The organism is Xanthomonas sontii (assembly GCF_040529055.1).
Classification (GTDB): Bacteria; Pseudomonadota; Gammaproteobacteria; order Xanthomonadales; family Xanthomonadaceae; genus Xanthomonas_A; species Xanthomonas_A sontii.
On sequence record NZ_CP132342.1, the window covers coordinates 4,175,198 to 4,192,736 of the forward strand.

The following is a 17,539-nucleotide window of genomic DNA, read 5'->3' on the forward strand; positions in this document are numbered from 1 at the left end:
ATGGCCCAGGCGCATGCAGTCGAGGTGCTGCTGCGCCCCGCGGTGGAGCTATACACCGTTGCGGTTTGCGCCGGCGCCGCGCTGGCGTGCGTGGTGGCACCGTGGTCGCTCGCGCTGAGCCCCACTCTGGGGTTCGCCAGCGCCCTCGGTTTCGCGGCCTTCGGCGGCATCCGCCTGCGGCAGGCCCACGCCATCCTGCGCTACCGGCGCAACATCCGCCGCCTGCCGCGCTACGTGATGACGAGCCGCGACGTCCCGGTCAGCCAGCAGCGCCTGTTCCTTGGCCGCGGCTTCCGCTGGGACCAGCGCCACACGCACCGGCTGATGCAGACCTACCGGCCCGAATTCCGTCGCTACGTGGAGCCCACAGCGCTCTACCGGCTCGCGCGGCGGTGCGAGGAGCGCCTGGAGTTCGCACCGCCACCGTTCGCGCGCCTGGCGTGCTGGACGGCGTGGGACCACCCGCTGAACCCCGTGCGGCCCCTGCCGCCGGTCGGCGGGCTGCCGCGCCTGCACGGCATCGAGCCGCAGGAGGTGGACGTCACCCTGCCGCTGGGGGAGCGGGTCGGGCATACCCTGGTGCTGGGCACCACGCGCGTCGGCAAGACGCGCCTGGCCGAACTGTTCATCACGCAAGACATCCGCCGCCGTGCCGCGGACGGCGGGCACGAGGTGGTGATCGTCTTCGACCCGAAGGGCGATGCGGATCTGCTCAAGCGGATGTACGTGGAGGCGCGCCGCGCCGGACGCGAAGGCGAGTTCTATGTATTCCACTTGGGCTGGCCCGACCTGAGCGCGCGCTACAACGCGGTCGGCCGTTTCGGTCGCATCTCGGAAGTCGCCACCCGCATCGCAGGGCAGCTGTCTGGCGAGGGCAACAGCGCGGCCTTCCGCGAGTTTGCGTGGCGGTTCGTCAACATCATCGCGCGGGCACTCGTGGAACTGGGTCAGCGCCCGGACTACCTGCTGATCCAGCGCCACGTCATCAACATCGATGCACTGTTCATGGAGTACGCCGCGCACTTCTTCGCGCGCACGGAGCCCAAGGCCTGGGAGATCATCGTCCAGCTCGAAGCACGCCTCAACGACAAGAACATCCCGCGCAACATGATCGGGCGCGAGAAGCGCGTGATCGCGATCGAGCAGTACCTCGCGCAGGTGCGCGTGTACGACCCCGTTCTCGACGGCCTGCGCAGCGCGGTGCGCTACGACCGGACCTACTTCGACAAGATCGTCGCCAGCCTGCTTCCGCTGCTGGAGAAGCTCACCACGGGCAAGATCGCCCAGTTGCTGGCGCCGAACTACTCGGACCTGGCCGACCCGCGGCCCATCTTCGACTGGATGCAGGTCATCCGAAAGCGCGCGATCGTGTATGTGGGCCTGGACGCGCTCTCGGATGCGGAAGTGGCGGCCGCCGTGGGCAATTCCATGTTCTCGGACCTCGTCTCGGTCGCCGGCCACATCTACAAGTTCGGCGTGGACGACGGGCTGCCCGGCGCCGACGCCAGCAGCAAGGTGCCGATCAACGTCCACGCCGACGAGTTCAACGAGCTGATGGGCGACGAGTTCATTCCCATGGTCAACAAGGGCGGCGGTGCCGGTGTGCAGGTCACGGCGTACACGCAGACGCTCTCCGACATCGAGGCGCGCATCGGCAACCGCGCCAAGGCCGGCCAGGTGGTGGGCAACTTCAACAACCTGGTCATGCTGCGCGTCAGGGAGACGGCCACGGCCGAACTGCTCACCCGCCAATTGCCGAAGGTAGAGGTCTTCGCTACGTCCGTGACCAGCGGCGCCACCGACAGCTCGGATCCCACGGGCAACACCGCCTTCACCTCGAACACCCAGGACCGCGTCGCCAGCACCAGCGTGCCGCTGATCGAGCCTGCGCACGTCGTCGCGCTGCCCAAGGGCCAGGCCTTCGCGCTGCTCGAAGGGGGCAACCTGTGGAAGGTGCGCATGCCCCTGCCCGCGCCCGATCCTGACGAGGCCATGCCGCGCGACCTGCAGGAGCTGGCCGCCGGCATGCGGCTGCACTACGTCATGGACGCTGGAAGCTGGTGGGACGGTCAGGGCGCCGCGGGACCTCGGGATGACGGATTGCCCGGCGACCTGCTGCAGGACGCGTTCGCCACGACCGAGGCAGACGACCCCGCCGACCAGGGCGGGATGGATGGGGCCGGCATGCCATGAGCGATGTCGCCGCCACCGCCCAGCGCCAGCAGGTCCGCCAGCAGGGCTTCATCGTCGGCCTCATCACGCTGCCGTTCCGCTGCTTCGGCGTGCTGTGCGGATCGCTGCTGCTGTGCATCGTGGTCGAATGCGTGGGCATGGCGCTGTTCTGGCCGGACCAGGGATGGCGCCACGCACAGGCCATGCTGAGCCATGAGCTGGACCAGCTGTCCGACTACTTCGTGCGCAGCGCGCTCGTGCAGGAGCCAGGGCGCACCGCGCACCACTGGGTGCAGCAAGGCTACGAGTGGGTATTCGTGCGCAGCGGCCTGCTCGAATGGATGCGGGACGCCTCGCGCCAGGCCCGCGCGAACGCGGCCGGCCACGCATGGAGCCTACAGAAGGTGCTGGGCAGCGCGGCCACACACACGCAGGACTACCTCATCGCCGCAGGCTACACCGTGCTGGTGTTCATGGTGCGCCTGCTCGTGCTGTGCCTCTCGCTGCCACTCTTCCTCTTGACGGCATTCGCCGGGTTCGTAGACGGGTTGGTGCGCCGGGACATCCGGCGGTTCGGCGCGGGGCGCGAATCCGGGTTCCTGTACCACCGCGCACGGGCCAGCCTGGTGCCGCTCGCGGTGCTGCCCTGGGTAACCTACCTGGCCCTGCCGGTCAGCGTGCATCCGGTGGCGATCCTGCTGCCGGCGGCGGTGCTGCTGGGGGTGGCTACGGATGTCGCGGCCGGGAGCTTTAAAAAATATTTGTGAAAGCCAAGGCTGCGAATGCAAAATCGATGACGCCGAGGGATTCCCAGCAAAAGGCACCGCTGCAAGAACGATGCTTCCATTAGAGATTGTGAGATTCCCAGGAAAGTCAAAATGAGTAAAACCCGAAACATTGATGATCACATCGGCACTTGCGCTCTCTGCGACACCCCAGCCGTTACGCTCCGGGAATCGCATAGCATTCCGAAATTCGTCTATCAATGGATTAAAGACACCAGCTCCACTCCATACCTGCGCAGCAGCGATAATATCAATTCTCGTGAACAGGATGGACCCAAGGATTATCTTCTTTGCGACGTCTGTGAAGGAGACCTCTCAAAAATTGAAACCGAGCTCGCCGAGAAGCTTTTTAAGAAGATCGCCAACTATCGCCGGCAAGCAGATGAGATCCGCATAACTGACAAGATGCGAATTGCCGTTCTTTCGATATTTTGGAGGGCATTGGTCACCACGCTAGGACGGAAAAGCGATCGAACAGAGGAAGATGATATTGCATTGCGAAAGTTCCTATCTTCCGCCAAGGAACAGATAAGAAATAAGCTCGTAACAACACGGATTTATATTGCCCCATTTTATGGAGATCCGCCATTCTACGAGCTGCCAGTCCAAATTACGTATCTTCTTGATCGGATGACCGGGGCCCAAGACACTCGTTTCTTTGATGACCCCCATCGTTACTTCGCGGTCTTCAAGTTACCATTCATGTTTTTTTATATAGCAATAAATTGGCAGGAGGATGAGTTAGATCCAAATGCAGAATTTATTGGAAAAATAGAGATGAGCGAGATACGTAAGATTCCCGATTTTTTACGCACTTATATTCTATGGCTAGCAGATCAATTCAGAATTTCCGGCGACAAAATGACCGCTCAAAATCGCGAAATCATCGCGCGCGACACAAGCAAGAGCAAAGACTTAACTGGATCTCATAAGTCATTGACTCGTTCACAGGAGAAGAAGCCGCAGAGCCCTTTTTCCGATGATAGTATTAATGGGTAGCCGGACATCGATGCAATTCCAAATTCTACATTTCACGAGAATTCAAACACATCGGTGACGCGATGAAGCTAAACAAGGGATGGTGGGAGCACTTGGCGCCGAAGTCGATGATTGGACGGCGTCGCGAGGTTGAGCAGCTGCTTGAAGACTTCGTGGGATCCTCCGACTACGCGCGGGAGTGGGCGCGGGTGGCTGCGAATTCCCACGGCATATTTAGGCTTAAGCCAGGCCAAGTGATACCCGTTGTGCGCATGATTTTCATTGGCAACCGTCCGGGGTTCATCTCTCCATTCCGTAAGCTCATGGATGGGCACAGAACTGTGGACCGCAACCCAGAGTACGGTCTCGGCGCCCTGGACGAAGGCGAGATTGCTGTCCAGCCTACGATTTCGGTGGAATTCGTTACTGACCCCGCTTTCTTGACTGCGGCCATGCGCGGAGCTACGCAGATTGACGAAAGCACCATCAGGAGCCCTAGCCTTGTGTTTTCGGTGCCCGCGCACTTCCTACTATCGCCAAAGCACTACCCCGAACGCGCATACGTCCTCTACCAGCACATCTTCGGCGCTGGTGCGTCGTATCCCGACGATGGGTTCTTTTATGTGGGTGTGTCCACCCGTAGCTGGCAAAAGCGCTGGTCGGAGCACCGTCGCTCGATTGAGACTGGCAGTCCATTGCTTTTCCATCGCCGATTTAGAGAGGAGACGGATGCCGGGCGTCTCACCTACATGCACCACAAGGTTATGGCTATCACCGACGATCTAGAGCAGCTTTACGAGGCGGAAGAGTTCCTGGTGGAAGGGCATTGGGATGACGAACGTCGGCTCAACATGGTGCCGGGCGGAAAAAGCGGCCTGCGCTACCTGCGCGAAAATGGATTGCTTTCGAAAGGCATCGTTCCTCTGCCCGATGAACGACAAGAGATTCTGCACAAGTGGCTGAGTGAACATCCCCGGTTGGGATTACCAGCCCCATGGGTCGCCGAAAAGTGGAAGGACAACGACTGGGCGATTGCGCAGATTTGCGGGCGGGACGGGCGCTTATCGGTGGTCCAAGTCAAAGCAATACGCGAGCTAGCCAATAACCACACGCCCGAGGAAATCTACGTGCGCATTGGGGCGAAAGATGTGGACCAAGTGAAACGAGTCTTGGATGGAAAAACCTACGCACGCATCGCCTGATCTCCCAAGCGCTGTACCTAACGAATACTCAAGCGAGGTCAGCAACCTCGCGTGCTCATCCGCGATTAGCTCCTGCGAGTGCGGAAGGTAATGGACCACAGCAGTTCAGCTGTGGGGGTCACGGAGTGCTGCCAATCCCAGCGTGCTTCATCCGTCATCTTGTAGATCGATCGCGGCGCCACGTCCAACTGCACGACCTTCCGTGTTGCCGGCTCGTCGGGGTGCGGGCGGAACTTCAACGTGGCGCGTCCGCCGAACGACAGGCCCACGATGGTCTCGAAGTCCGGCACATCGCGGTGCCATCCGAGCGGCGTGCCCGGCGCATACTCGGCTAACAGCGCGTGTACCAGTTCCTCTGCAGGAACATCGATCCACTGCGCCACCCTCTCGCGCAACCACAGCAGCCGTGGGTCCAGGGCTACTCCTGGCAGAAGCCGGTTGACGTCGAAGTCATAAGATCCACCAAAGCTCACCACCTTGCGTCTCGCCAAGTACTGCTTGTACTGGGCGGCGTGCAGCGGCAGCGACCGGATGATGTCGATGAGCTCCTGCTGCTCCTGCTCGCTCAGAAACTCTTCCTGGTAGACCAGTCCGTTGATCGACGACCGGATCGGCTCCTCTCCGAACAACTGCTTCTGCATCACTTCATCCTCATTTGAAGTCCCGGCTCTCCGTCGCCAGCCGCCCCAGCAGCGGCGACAGATCCGCGAGCCGGTCCGCAACCAGATTGCACACCTCTTCCTCGCGTTGCCAGCGCCCCTTCACGGCCAGCAGCACCCGGCGCTGGGCCTCCCGCACGCCGCGCCAGACGATGACCTGGGTGGCACCGTGTTCGTCCTCCAGCGAGACGAAGATCGTCCCCTTGGCCCTCTCCGGCTGCTGCCGCAGGGTCACGATGCCGGCCGTCCGTACCATTCGGCCATGGGGCATGCGGCGCAGTTCCTCCGAGGTCTTGAGCTTGTACTTACGCAGGCGCCTGCGCAGCAGCGCCATCGGGTGGCTGCGAAACGTGAGACCGGTGGACACATAGTCCCACACCACGTCCTCGCCCTCCGGCGCTGGGGGCATTTCCAAGTAGCCCTCGTCGACCGGAGCATCCCTCAGCAGTTCAGGAGCGGCATGGAGCGCCGCGGCATCCCACACCTGCTGCCGGCGGTGCCCCGACAGCGTGGCCAGGGCGCCTGCGGCGGCCAGCAGTTTCATCTCGTGCTGCGCCAGCCCTGCGCGCCGCGCCAGTTCCTCGGCGCTGTCGAACGGCCCGGCGCGGCGCGCATCCATGATGCGCTGCGCGCTGGCGGCCTGCAGGCCGCGGATCATGTGCAGCCCCAGCCGCACGGCGGGCACATCCGGAAGGTCCTCCAGCGAAGTTTCCGCATCGCTGTACATCACGTCCACCGGGCGCACCTCCACGCCGTGGCGCCGGGCATCTTGCACCAGTTGGATCGCGGAGTAGAAGCCCATCGGCTGGCCGTTGAGCAGTGCCGCGAGGAAGGCCGCAGGCTCGTGCCGTTTGATCCAACACGATGCATACGCGCACCTGCATTGCGCTTCCTGTTGACCGTACTGCTGCGGGGCATGTGGTTCATGCACGACGTCTAGGCCGGCTGAACGAATTTGATCTGCGCGCGATGCGCTAGTGGTAGAGCCGGTAGACGTGCGGCATACCGGAATCAGTACAGCCGTAGGCCCAGGTCCACGATCTTGCCAATCGGACTGAAAACCAGCGCGCCGCACCGGCCCGGTTCGACGCCCGCATAGGAAGCGCTCTTGACGATGCCATAGGCAATATTTCCATAGTGGACCGGCCCGCCACTGTCACCACGAAAGCACGCCAAGTCGTCCCCTACGACCACCTTGTAGGCCAGGGGGTCACAGACCTGTCCGTTGCACTCCTTACTGCTAAAGCTCGCCGTGCTACTCGACACGACGCCGCACGTCCAACCGGTCTGCGAGCCCCTGTGGCATACCCGATCTCCAGCTACGGCGGCTGCGGCGGAGAGGATCGCCACGCCGCAACTGGAACAGGTGTCCCTCGCAAAGACTTCTCCAAGTGGGCGGTAGCCCAGAACTGGGAAAGAAAACCATGCCAAGTCGTGTGTCGCGTCGAAAAGCCGGTCCTCGTAAGTCAGCTTCGCGGTGACCTGTGCGCCGCTCGCCGCATCCGACCAGTTTCCGTACATGAGGTTCTTGCCACAGTGCGCCGCGGTGACCAGGCCCCACTTGGTGTTGTCCTTGTTCCGAACGATGAAGCCGCCAGTGCACTGGTGCTCATTGTCCAGATTGAGGATCTGGGAGCCGCCCCGCACATAGGGGGACTGGGTCGTTGCCATTGGCGCACTCTGTGTCGGCAGCGTTGATCTGGACGATGGCTCGGGCGACTCTTGTGGTTCTGATTCCATGGGGCCCGGCAGGAACTTGAACCTGACAGGCACGCCGAGCTGACGACTCAGCGTTGCGTTCTCGGCTTCGTAGGCAGCTTGCTCCTCCGCAGGGACGAAGACGTAAAGCACGATCGCAGCATCCACCTCATCGATACCAGTGCCCTGCAAGCCGGGCACCTGCTCCTGTAGGTGTGCTTGGTTCGACGCCAGGATGGCGCTGATCTCGTCCAGCGTCTTGCCGGACACCAGTGTGAACTTCACCGGGATGGTCCCGTGCGCCGTGGACAACTCATGGATAGCGGGTAGCGGACCCTGCTTGAGTCGCAGCACGAGCTTGAACCCGTCGCGGCTATCGTCCCAATACGAGGTATCGAGACGGTCGGCGTAGTCCGCTTTGAAAGCCTCGATCTCCGACCGGGCAAGCACCTGCCTGAGCTCCAGGCGCCGCGAGGCTTCCGCTTCAGCCACGTGATTGTCCTTTGCGTAGCTTCGGGAGATGACCTCCAACTGGTTCAATGGTTTGGCATCCTGGGCCTGGGCGGTACTGGACAGCGCCATTGCGCAGGCTGCGACGAAAAGCCACGTGTGTCTCATCGTTTGGTCCTCCTTGAATGTTGTTCCTGAAGTGCGGTTCCATTTATTTTTCTTGTCGCTGATGCCCGTGTCAAACGACACCGTTCCAGCATTCCAGCGTCCTTTTTCCCTAGATTTCAGAGCGCCATCGAGGGCGGTTGGCGTGGGCAACACATTCGTTATTCAAGTGATAACGATAGATCCCTAGAACGTATTTCCATCCGGCTCCGCTCCCGCGAACTGCGCCACCGCATTCGCTGGCAGGGTCAGAAGCCCTGCCCCTTCGGTGCGGGACGTCCGGACACGCGGTTGCATGCCTTCTCAGGGCGCCCTTGCCCAACGTCCAGGAACGCGCAGCCACTGCATCGCGTCCTGACCATCAATGCGGTGTGCGCCACGTCCTCATTGATGGCGGCGGCCATCCGTCCGCCTGCGCAGCATCGAGTCTCCCCATCGCAAGGAGACCGACATGACCTCGCGTGCCACGGCCAGCCACGCCGCATCCCCTCGCCTCCCCCTGTCCGGCGTGCTGGCCGTGGCACTTCTTTGCGGCACGACATCGGCTCGGGCCGACGGCGCCCTCGAACGCGAGCGGTTGGCAGGGGCACAGCGTCTGCTCGACCAGGCAGACCGGCTCGCCGCCATGGCAGTTGCTGCCGCTGCCTCCGAACCGTCCCGATACCACTTCGACTACGCGCGCCTGCACGACGACGTGCGCCGCATGCAGGCGGGCGTCGCCAGCTATCTGGTCCCGGTGCGCGCGCAGCCGCGCGACCCGTCCGCACTGGCAGGCCAGTACACGCGCGACAGCGCGCCGAGACCGGCACCTGCGGAGCAGCGGCGATGACCGCGACCGCGGACCAGCTCGCTGCCTTCCAGGCCAACGGCGGGTTCCCGGCCTCGGCCGTCGCCGATGTCGTGCTGGGTTTCGTGTTCGCCGTGCTGCTGCTCTGGGGCGTGTGGGCCATGCGCGCCGCCTACGCGGGCTGGGCCGAGCAGCGCTTGTCGCAGCGCCAGTTTCTCGCGGTGGTTGTCCGCTTCCTCGCGCTCTACCTCGTGCTGACGTTCCTGCTGCTTTCCCGCTGATCCCGCCTTTCCTGAGAAATCCGATGAACCGAGGACCTGCCATGCAAGCATCCACCCTCCCCCGACGTCGCGCCACGCGTACCGCTCCCATCCTCGCGACGGCCACCCTGCTGGCGATAGCGACACCCGCATTCGCGGTCGGCCTGCCCACGATGGAAGACCCGTCGCGCGGAGCCGGCAAGGGCATCCTGCAGACGCTGCAGAACTACGGCTACGACATCGTGCTGCTCGTCGCGCTGCTCGTCGTGGCTTCCATGTTTGTCGGCGTCTGCTATCACGCCTACACGCGCTACTCGGAAATCCATACCGGCCGCGCCACCTGGGGCCAGTTCGGCCTGACCGTGGCCGTGGGCGCGATGCTGCTGGTGGTCGGCATCTGGCTGCTCACCAAGGCCACGGCCATCCTGTAGCAGCGTGCCCATGGCCCCCCAGGACACGACACGCGACGGGCTCGTCGCCTTCCTCCCTCACCGGCTCAACCGCCAGCCCGTGGTGGTGCGCGGCCTCACCGCCGACGAACTCTGGGTCTGCGCCGGCGCATCCGCCGCCGCCGGACTGGCTGTGGGGCTGCCGCTGGCGTGGATCACGCGCAGCATCGCAATGGTGCCCACCATGATCGTGGCGGGCATTGCCGCGGGCGTCTTCATCGGAGGCGGCATCCTGCGGCGCGCGAAACGCGGCCGGCCCGACACATGGTTGTACCGCCAGATGCAGTGGCGGCTGGCCCTGCGCCATCCGCTGTGGGCCGCACGCCTCGGCGGCCAGGGGCTGGTCACGCGCTCGGGCTGCTGGACCACGCGCCGCACTGCGCCCGTTCGCCGCCCGCGTGGCCACCGTGGCTTCCATCCACGCCACCTGCATCCCCGGGGCCGGCCATGAGCCGCTTCCGCAACGAGGTGGCGCACCTGCAGGCGCACGTGAGCACCCTGCGCCGGGTGGGCGCGGCGCTGTTCGCACTGGCGGTGCTGCTGGGCATCGGCTGGGCAAATGCGCCGCGCCACCTGACCATCCACGTGCCCCCCGATCTGCGCTCGGGCAGCACCCGCAAGTGGTGGGACGTGCCGCCCGAGAACGTGTACGCCTTCGGCTACTACATCTTCCAGCAGCTCAACCGCTGGCCGACGAATGGCGAGGAGGACTACCCCCGCAACCTGCGCGCCTTGTCAGCCTACCTCACCCCGTCCTGCCAAGCTCTGCTGCAGCAGGACTACGAGACACGCCGCACCAACGGCGAGTTGCGCCAGCGCGTGCGCGGCCTCTACGAAATCCCGGGCCGCAGCTACGGCGAAGACCCGACCACGCGCGTCAAGGTGCTGTCCGAGCGCGACTGGATCGTGACGCTCGACGTCGCCGCGGACGAGTACTACGCGGGAGAGCAGGTGAAGCGGGCGCTCGTGCGCTACCCGTTGAAGGTGGTCCGCCTCGATGTCGATCCCGAGCGGAACCCGTTCGGCCTGGCCCTCGACTGCTACAGCGGTGCTCCGCAGCGCATCACGCTGCCCGCCGCGGCGCCAGCGACCACCGCACCGGGCAACCCATCCGCGCCCGCCGCGCCCTTGCCTGGAGGCACGCCATGAACCGACCCATCCCCTTCGCCCTGCGCGCGCTCGCACTGGGCGCCATGCTTTGGCTGGGCGTCGCTCCCGCGGCCCAGGCACTACAGATCCTTCGCTGGGAACGCATGCCGCTGGCTGTGCCCCTGCGCGTCGGGGAAGAGCGCGTGGTCTTCATCGATCGGAACGTGCGCGTGGGCGTGCCCGCCACCATCGCCGATCGCCTGCGCGTGCAGAGCGCTGGCGGCGCGATCTACCTGCGGGCCAGCGAAGCGATCGAGCCGACCCGGTTGCAGTTGCAGGACGCCGACAGCGGCGCGCTGATCCTGATCGACATCGCGGCCGAAGCGCCGAAGGAAGGCCAGGCCACGCTGGAGCCCGTGCGGATTGTCGAAGGCGACACGCCGGCTAAGCGCTACGGCGCCCGCGACAGAACTCCGGACAGCGACGCAGGCGCCGATGAGCGTCCCGCCGACGTGCGGGCGTCCGGGTCCGCCGAATCGGGAACCCATGCGCGCCACGAGACGCCGGTCGCAGTGGTGCTCACCCGCTATGCCGCGCAGAGCCTCTATGCCCCCTTGCGCACGGTGGAAACAGCCATAGGCGTGTCGCAGGCGAACTTGCGCCGCGGCCTGAACCTGGACGCGCTCGCGCCGTCGCTGCCCGTGCGCGCGCAGGCCCTGGCCGCGTGGCGCATGGAAGACCAGTGGGTGACTGCGGTACGCCTGACCAACACCTCGCCGCGCTGGGTGGACCTCGATCCCCGCATGCTGATCGGCGACTTCGTCGCCGCGACCTTCCAGCACCCGGGCCTGGGGCCGGCCGGCGACGCCACCGATACCACGGTGCTCTACCTCGTCACGCGCGGACGCGGGCTGGGCGACGCGCTGCTGCCGCGCATCAGCCGCATCGACGCCGCGCAAAACCTCCCACCGCCGGCCCTCGACGCCGCCGTGGCTCCAGCTGCCACGCCGGCCGCTCCACACCAGCCTTCGGGAGCCGCCCATGAAAAGTAACGGTCTGCTCAAGTGGCTGATGATCCCGGTGGTCGCGCTGCTGGTCTTCCTCGGCATCCATCTGACCTCCTCGCGACCGGACAAGTCCGCAGAAGGTGGCACCGCGCAGCTCACGCCCGAGGAAATGAAGGCCCTGGGCATCGACGGTGACACCCCGCGCGACACCGTGGCCACCCTGGTCGCGCAGGTCAAGCAACTGCGCGGCGAACTGCAGACCGCCGTCGGCGAGAACAGGAACCAGCGCGCGGAAAACGAGCGCCTGCGCCAGCGCGACAACTCGATTGACCAGCGCATCCAGGCCGCGATCGACGGTGAGCGCAACCGCCAGCACCAGGAGAACGAACAGGTCGCTGGCGACAAGCAGCAGACCCAGAGCATGCTGCAGGACCTGCAGCACAAGCTGGACCAGTTGGGCGCCAAGGGCGGCTCCGCCGACCTGCCTGTCGGGCTGGGGCTGGAGGAAGGCGACGGCAAGGGCTTCGGCGCCGCTGGCGCATCGGGCGTGCGGTGGGTGGAACCCGACGACGCGCGGCCCGATGCGGGCAAGACCGCACCCGGCGGCCCGGGCAAGGCCGATCGCTTTCCGATGCGCTTTGGCCCCGCCGATGGCGGTGCGGGCGGCGGCTCCGCATCCGCCACGCCGGCCGGCACCTCGCCCGCCACCGAGGCCAAGCCCGCCAAGCCCGTCTACACCCTGCCCACGAACGCCACCCTGATGGGTTCCGTCGCGATGACGGCCCTCATCGGGCGTGTGCCGATCGACGGCACGGTCAACGACCCCTATCCCTTCAAAGTCCTCATCGGCCCCGACAACCTGACGGCCAACGGCATCGATCTGCCGGAGGTGGCGGGCGCCGTGGTGAGCGGCACCGCCTCGGGCGACTGGACGCTCTCGTGCGTGCGCGGCCAGATCCGCTCGGTCACCTTCGTGTTCCGCGACGGCACGATCCGCACGATCCCGGACGACAAGGCCCAGGGCGGCGCGGGCAGCAGCCGCGGCGGCTCGGGCAACGGCAACGCCGCGGATGGCCAGGGCTCCATCCTGGGCGGCCTCGGCTGGATCAGCGACCCACACGGCATCCCCTGTGTCAGCGGCGAGCGGCGCAGCAACGCGCAGCAATATCTCGGATCGCAGGCCCTCATCACCGCGGCTGGCGCCGGCGCCGCATCGCTCATCAAGAGCGACAGCGGCAGCGTGGCGGTGGTCAGCAACGGCAACGGCTCGCTGGGCACCGTGGGCATCTCCGGCAACGAGGCCATGGGCCGCATCCTCGCTGGCGGCGTGCAGGAGATGTCCCAGTGGGTGAACAAGCTCTACGGGCAGGCCTTCGCCGCGGTGTACGTGCCACCCGGCGCCCAGGTCGCCGTCCACCTCGAACAACCCGTGCAGATCGACTACGAAGCCCAGGGCCGCAAGGTCCGCCACACCACCGGAGGAACCCATGCGAACGACCTGGACTGAGCGTCGCGGGGCGCTGCGCAGCCTGCTTGCCACCATCGCCCTGCTGCTGTCTGGCTGCGCGACGCACAAAGACGACCTGCTGTCGCATGGCGATCGCACGATGCGCGACATCTGGGACCAGGAGACCGCCGGCGCCAGCGTGCCCGGTGCGCAGGTCGGCGGCGCGGCGGCACGCCAACTGATGGACGCGCGCCAGGTCCTGCGCCGCCCCCTGACGGCAGCCGACGTCCAGGCCATCCCCGCCGACAACGCGGCCTACACCCGGACGGCGCAGAACGAGATCTACCGCCAGTTCCGCCGGCTGCCCAACCCCGATCTGGTGATGTACGTCTTCCCCCACCTCGCCGGCACCGATCCCGTTCCCGTGCCGGGCTACAGCACGGTGTTCCCGCTGTACCAGCGCGTGCAATACGCGATGCCCGGCGAACGCGTGGAGGATTACTGATGCCGCGGCGGCCGCGCTGGCGCTGGTCCGAGCGCGCCGCGGGCGCGCTGCATCGACTGCGCAGCGGTGTCGCAGCGATGGGTTCGGTCGCCGCGGACCACCCCGCCGCGGACCCGCCGGATGCCTGGGACGAACACGTCGCCCGGCTCGCGGAGAACGGCATTCCGGCGCCCGGCACGCACGCGCGCCCGCCGGGCCGGCCGCGCGCCACCGAAGACGACGAGCCCGCCCTCTACGGCGTATCGCCCTCCTTCGTGGACATGCTGCCCTGGGCCGAGTACCTGCCCGAGTCGCGCAGCATGCTGCTGGATGACGGGGTGTCCGTCGCGGCATTCTTTGAACTCGTGCCCATCGGCACGGAAGGCCGCGAGATGGCGTGGCTGTGGCAGGCGCGCGATGCGCTGGAGAATGCGCTGCAGGATGCCTTCGACGAACTGGACGATCACCCATGGGTGGTGCAGCTCTACGCCCAGGACGAGGCCAGTTGGGAACGCTACCTGCGCGGCCTGGACGCCTACGTGCAGCCGCGGGCGCGCGACACCGCGTTCACCGCCTTCTACCAGCGCTTCTTCGCCCACCACCTGCGCGCCATCGCCAAGCCCGGCGGCCTGTTCGAGGACACGGCCGTGACGCGCCTGCCCTGGCGCGGCCAGGCCCGGAGGGTACGCATGGTGGTCTACCGGCGCCTCGGCGACGCCTCCGGCCAGCGCCGCGGCCTGTCGCCCGAGCAGGCGCTGACGACCATCTGCGACCGGTTGCAGGGCGGCTTGGCTAATGCCGGTGTGAGAGCGGAACGTCTGGGCGCAGCGGACATCCACGCATGGCTGCTGCGCTGGTTCAACCCGCAGCCGCATCTGCTCGGCGATACCGCGCTCGACAGGGAACGCTTCTACGACCTGACGCGCTATCCCGAAGAAGCCGAGGAAGGCGACATCGAACTTGCGAGCGGCACCGACTTCGCCCAGCGGCTGTTTTTCGGCCCGCCGCGCTCCGACGTGGACAACGGCATCTGGTGGTTCGACGGCATGCCCCACCGCGCGGTGGTGATGGACCGTCTGCGCAACGCGCCGGGCACGGGTCACCTCACGGGCGAAACGCGCAAGGGAGACGCGATCAACGCGCTCTTCGACCAGATGCCGGAGGACACGGTGATGTGCCTCACCCTGGTCGCCACGCCACAGGACGTACTCGAATCCCATCTCAACCACCTCGCGCGCAAGGCCGTGGGCGAGACGCTGGCGTCCGAGCAGACCCGCCGCGACGTGCAGGAGGCACGCGGACTGATCGGCAGCGCGCACAAGCTCTACCGCGGCGCACTCGCCTTCTACCTGCGCGGACAGGATCTCGCCCAGCTGGATGAGCGCGGCGTGCAGCTCGCCAACGTGATGCTGGGCGCCGGCCTACAGCCGGTGCGCGAGGACGACGAGGTCGCCCCCCTCAACACTTACCTGCGCTGGCTGCCGTGCGTCTTCGACCCCGCCAAGGACACGCGGCAGTGGTACACGCAGCTCATGTTCGTGCAGCACGCGGCCAACCTCGCGCCGGTCTGGGGGCGCAGCCGCGGCACGGGCCACCCCGGCATCACGCTATTCAACCGGGGCGGCGACACCATCACCTTCGACCCGCTCAACCGGCTGGACCGGCAGATGAACGCCCATCTGTTCCTGTTCGGACCCACGGGATCCGGCAAGAGCGCCACCCTCAACAACCTGCTCAACCAGGTGACGGCGATGTACCGCCCTCGCCTCTTCATCGTCGAGGCCGGCAACTCCTTCGGGCTGTTCGGCGACTTCGCCGCCCGCCTCGGCCTCACGGTGAACCGCGTGCGGCTCGCCCCGGGCGCGGGCGTCAGCCTCGCTCCCTTCGCCGATGCGCGGCGCCTGGTGGACACACCCAGCCAGGTCCGCACGCTCGACGCCGACGCGCTCGATGAAGCGCCGGATGCGGGCGGCTCCGCTTCCGACGGGGACGAGCAACGCGACGTGCTCGGCGAACTCGAGATCACCGCCCGCCTCATGATTACCGGCGGCGAAGACAAGGAAGAGGCGCGCATGACGCGCGCCGACCGCAGCCTGATCCGGCAATGCATCCTCGATGCCGCCCGCCGATGCACGGCCGCAGGCCGCACCGTGCTGACGCGGGACGTGCGCGACGCGCTGCGCGATCGGGCCGGCGACACCAACTTGCCAGAGATGCGCCGCGCCCGGCTGCTGGAGATGGCGGACGCCATGGACATGTTCTGCCAGGGCGCCGATGGGGAGATGTTCGACCGCGCCGGCACGCCCTGGCCCGAGGCCGACATCACCATCGTAGACCTCGCCACCTACGCGCGCGAGGGCTACAACGCGCAGCTCTCGGTGGCTTACATCTCGCTCATCAACACCGTCAACAACATCGCGGAGCGCGACCAGTTCCTCGGCCGGCCCATCATCAACGTCACCGACGAGGGCCACATCATCACCAAGAACCCGCTGCTAGCGCCCTACATCGTCAAGATCACGAAGATGTGGCGCAAGCTCGGCGCCTGGTTCTGGTTGGCGACCCAGAACCTCGACGATCTGCCGAAGGCCGCTGAGCCCATGCTCAACATGATCGAATGGTGGATCTGCCTCTCCATGCCGCCGGACGAAGTGGAGAAGATCGCGCGCTTCCGCGAACTGAACCCGGCGCAGAAGGCCCTGATGCTGTCGGCGCGCAAGGAGGCAGGAAAGTTCACCGAGGGCGTCATCCTCTCCAAGTCCATGGAACTCCTCTTTCGGGCCGTACCGCCCAGCTTGTACCTCGCCATGGCCATGACCGAACCCGAAGAGAAAGCCGAACGCTTCGCGCTGATGCAGCAGCAAGGCATCCACGAGCTCGACGCCGCCATCCTGGTCGCCGAGCGCATCGATCGCGCACGCGGCATCGAGCCGCTGCCGCACCACGCCCTGGGCTGAATATGGAGCCCCCCCCATGCGACCCACCATCACCCGACTCCTGCGCTGGCGCACGGCGCTTTCCAACATCGAGTGGCCGATCGCCGCAGCGGCTGTTCTGCTGACCGCTGCGCTCGCGATCGCGATCTGGCCGGATGCGCCGCAGGTAGCGTCCTCAGAAGCTCAGCCAGCCCAACCGGCGCCGCCCCTGCCCCCAGGGCCGCCCTGGACGCTCGGCCGATCGGATGCGCGCTTCACCATCACCATCTATGCCGACCTGGAATGCCCGTACTGCCGGGACTACGTTCCCCAGCTTGTGCGCTGGGTCGGAGCGATGCCCGACGTCAACCTGCAGTGGCATCACCTCCCGCTCCAGGCGCATGAGCCGGCGGCCAGCCAGGAGGCCCGGCTCGCCGAATGCGCCGGCAACGAACGCGGCCATGCAGGCTTCTGGCACACGGTGGACTGGATCTACGCACACACGCGCGCCGAAGGCCGCGGCGTGTCGGAAAGCACTCGCTATCCCGACATGACGCCTCAGATGCAGGCGTGCGTGGAAGGCGAAAAGTCGGAAGCCACCGTCATACAACAATCGCTGCAAGCGTCCGGCACTGGAATCAGCGGAACGCCGACACTGCAGCTACGGGACCGCGCCAGCGGCAATGAAATGCGCCTCAGCGGGGCGGTGCCGGCTGATGCGCTGATGTCCGCTCTGGACATGCTGGCATCGCACGACGCACGACATTGACCACGGATCTGGGTCAGCCACTCTGGCGGCTCCACCGGTCCGGGACGGATGCCTGCCGCAGTGACGCTGAACAAGTCCCCACGATCCGGCGCGCTCTGTTCGTGCAGAGCACCTCAAAAGGGATCACTTCCCAGCCCAGATTCCGGCTGGGCTTCCGTGCTCCGAATGCCCAGTATTGATCGCAGGTAGTGGAGGACGACATCCTCCCTTCCCAGGCAGCCGT

17 protein-coding genes are annotated in these 17,539 nt (G+C 66.0%); 14 read left to right on the plus strand and 3 right to left on the minus strand.

Going from position 1 to position 17,539, the window contains the following annotated elements:
* The 4 genes from traD (at nt 1) to RAB70_RS17555 (ending at nt 5,137) form a co-directional block, all read left to right on the plus strand.
* Nucleotides 1-2,193 carry a type IV conjugative transfer system coupling protein TraD gene (traD, locus tag RAB70_RS17540; RefSeq protein ID WP_148829102.1) on the plus strand — a complete coding sequence of 731 codons (2,193 nt, stop codon included), beginning with the start codon at nt 1-3 and terminating at the stop codon, nt 2,191-2,193.
* The gene (locus tag RAB70_RS17545; protein ID WP_148829101.1) at nt 2,190-2,939 is read left to right on the plus strand and encodes a TIGR03747 family integrating conjugative element membrane protein; all 750 of its coding nucleotides are present in this window, start codon (nt 2,190-2,192) and stop codon (nt 2,937-2,939) included. The genes traD and RAB70_RS17545 overlap by 4 nt, the downstream gene beginning before the upstream one ends.
* 111 nt (nt 2,940-3,050) lie before the next feature.
* Nucleotides 3,051-3,956: a hypothetical protein gene (locus RAB70_RS17550; RefSeq protein ID WP_148829100.1), complete on the plus strand. Its 906-nt coding sequence runs from the start codon at nt 3,051-3,053 to the stop codon at nt 3,954-3,956.
* A 62-nt stretch (nt 3,957-4,018) separates the two neighbouring features.
* On the plus strand, nt 4,019-5,137 hold the full coding sequence (locus RAB70_RS17555) for a hypothetical protein (protein ID WP_148829099.1): 1,119 nt from the start codon (nt 4,019-4,021) through the stop codon (nt 5,135-5,137).
* 65 nt (nt 5,138-5,202) lie between these two features.
* On the opposite strand, the gene RAB70_RS17560 is transcribed toward RAB70_RS17555, so the two are convergent.
* The 3 genes from RAB70_RS17560 to RAB70_RS17570 form a co-directional block, all read right to left on the minus strand.
* Nucleotides 5,203-5,778 carry an alpha-ketoglutarate-dependent dioxygenase AlkB gene (locus RAB70_RS17560; protein WP_148829098.1) on the minus strand — a complete coding sequence of 192 codons (576 nt, stop codon included), beginning with the start codon at nt 5,776-5,778 and terminating at the stop codon, nt 5,203-5,205.
* A gap of 10 nt (nt 5,779-5,788) precedes the next feature.
* Nucleotides 5,789-6,598 (minus strand): hypothetical protein, encoded by an 810-nt coding sequence (locus RAB70_RS17565; protein WP_148829097.1) that lies wholly within the window; start codon nt 6,596-6,598, stop codon nt 5,789-5,791.
* Nucleotides 6,599-6,807: 209 nt separating this feature from the next.
* Nucleotides 6,808-8,262: a S1 family peptidase gene (locus RAB70_RS17570; protein WP_225851650.1), complete on the minus strand. Its 1,455-nt coding sequence runs from the start codon at nt 8,260-8,262 to the stop codon at nt 6,808-6,810.
* A gap of 298 nt (nt 8,263-8,560) precedes the next feature.
* Here RAB70_RS17570 and RAB70_RS17575 point away from each other — a divergent pair, with 298 nt between their 5' ends.
* The 10 genes from RAB70_RS17575 (at nt 8,561) to RAB70_RS17620 (ending at nt 17,316) form a co-directional block, all read left to right on the plus strand.
* A complete protein-coding gene (locus RAB70_RS17575; protein ID WP_148829096.1) occupies nt 8,561-8,938 on the plus strand; it encodes an RAQPRD family integrative conjugative element protein in 378 nt (125 codons plus the stop codon).
* Nucleotides 8,935-9,177 (plus strand): TIGR03758 family integrating conjugative element protein, encoded by a 243-nt coding sequence (locus RAB70_RS17580; protein WP_148829095.1) that lies wholly within the window; start codon nt 8,935-8,937, stop codon nt 9,175-9,177. The genes RAB70_RS17575 and RAB70_RS17580 overlap by 4 nt, the downstream gene beginning before the upstream one ends.
* 41 nt (nt 9,178-9,218) lie before the next feature.
* The gene (locus tag RAB70_RS17585) at nt 9,219-9,587 is read left to right on the plus strand and encodes a TIGR03745 family integrating conjugative element membrane protein (protein ID WP_148829094.1); all 369 of its coding nucleotides are present in this window, start codon (nt 9,219-9,221) and stop codon (nt 9,585-9,587) included.
* A 10-nt stretch (nt 9,588-9,597) separates the two neighbouring features.
* Nucleotides 9,598-10,056 (plus strand): TIGR03750 family conjugal transfer protein, encoded by a 459-nt coding sequence (locus RAB70_RS17590; protein WP_148829093.1) that lies wholly within the window; start codon nt 9,598-9,600, stop codon nt 10,054-10,056.
* Entirely contained in the window at nt 10,053-10,754 is a 702-nt protein-coding gene (locus RAB70_RS17595) for a PFL_4703 family integrating conjugative element protein (protein WP_148829092.1), read from the plus strand. The genes RAB70_RS17590 and RAB70_RS17595 overlap by 4 nt, the downstream gene beginning before the upstream one ends.
* Nucleotides 10,751-11,746 carry a TIGR03749 family integrating conjugative element protein gene (locus RAB70_RS17600; protein WP_148829091.1) on the plus strand — a complete coding sequence of 332 codons (996 nt, stop codon included), beginning with the start codon at nt 10,751-10,753 and terminating at the stop codon, nt 11,744-11,746. Before RAB70_RS17595 ends, RAB70_RS17600 begins: the two co-directional genes overlap by 4 nt.
* Nucleotides 11,736-13,208: a TIGR03752 family integrating conjugative element protein gene (locus tag RAB70_RS17605; RefSeq protein WP_148829090.1), complete on the plus strand. Its 1,473-nt coding sequence runs from the start codon at nt 11,736-11,738 to the stop codon at nt 13,206-13,208. Before RAB70_RS17600 ends, RAB70_RS17605 begins: the two co-directional genes overlap by 11 nt.
* Nucleotides 13,189-13,653 (plus strand): TIGR03751 family conjugal transfer lipoprotein, encoded by a 465-nt coding sequence (locus tag RAB70_RS17610; RefSeq protein ID WP_148829089.1) that lies wholly within the window; start codon nt 13,189-13,191, stop codon nt 13,651-13,653. Before RAB70_RS17605 ends, RAB70_RS17610 begins: the two co-directional genes overlap by 20 nt.
* Before the next feature lie 77 nt (nt 13,654-13,730).
* Nucleotides 13,731-16,589 (plus strand): conjugative transfer ATPase, encoded by a 2,859-nt coding sequence (locus RAB70_RS17615; protein ID WP_148829141.1) that lies wholly within the window; start codon nt 13,731-13,733, stop codon nt 16,587-16,589.
* A gap of 16 nt (nt 16,590-16,605) precedes the next feature.
* Nucleotides 16,606-17,316, plus strand: a complete 711-nt coding sequence (locus RAB70_RS17620) for a thioredoxin domain-containing protein (RefSeq protein ID WP_148829088.1) — start codon at nt 16,606-16,608, stop codon at nt 17,314-17,316.
* Nucleotides 17,317-17,539 lie beyond the last annotated feature (223 nt).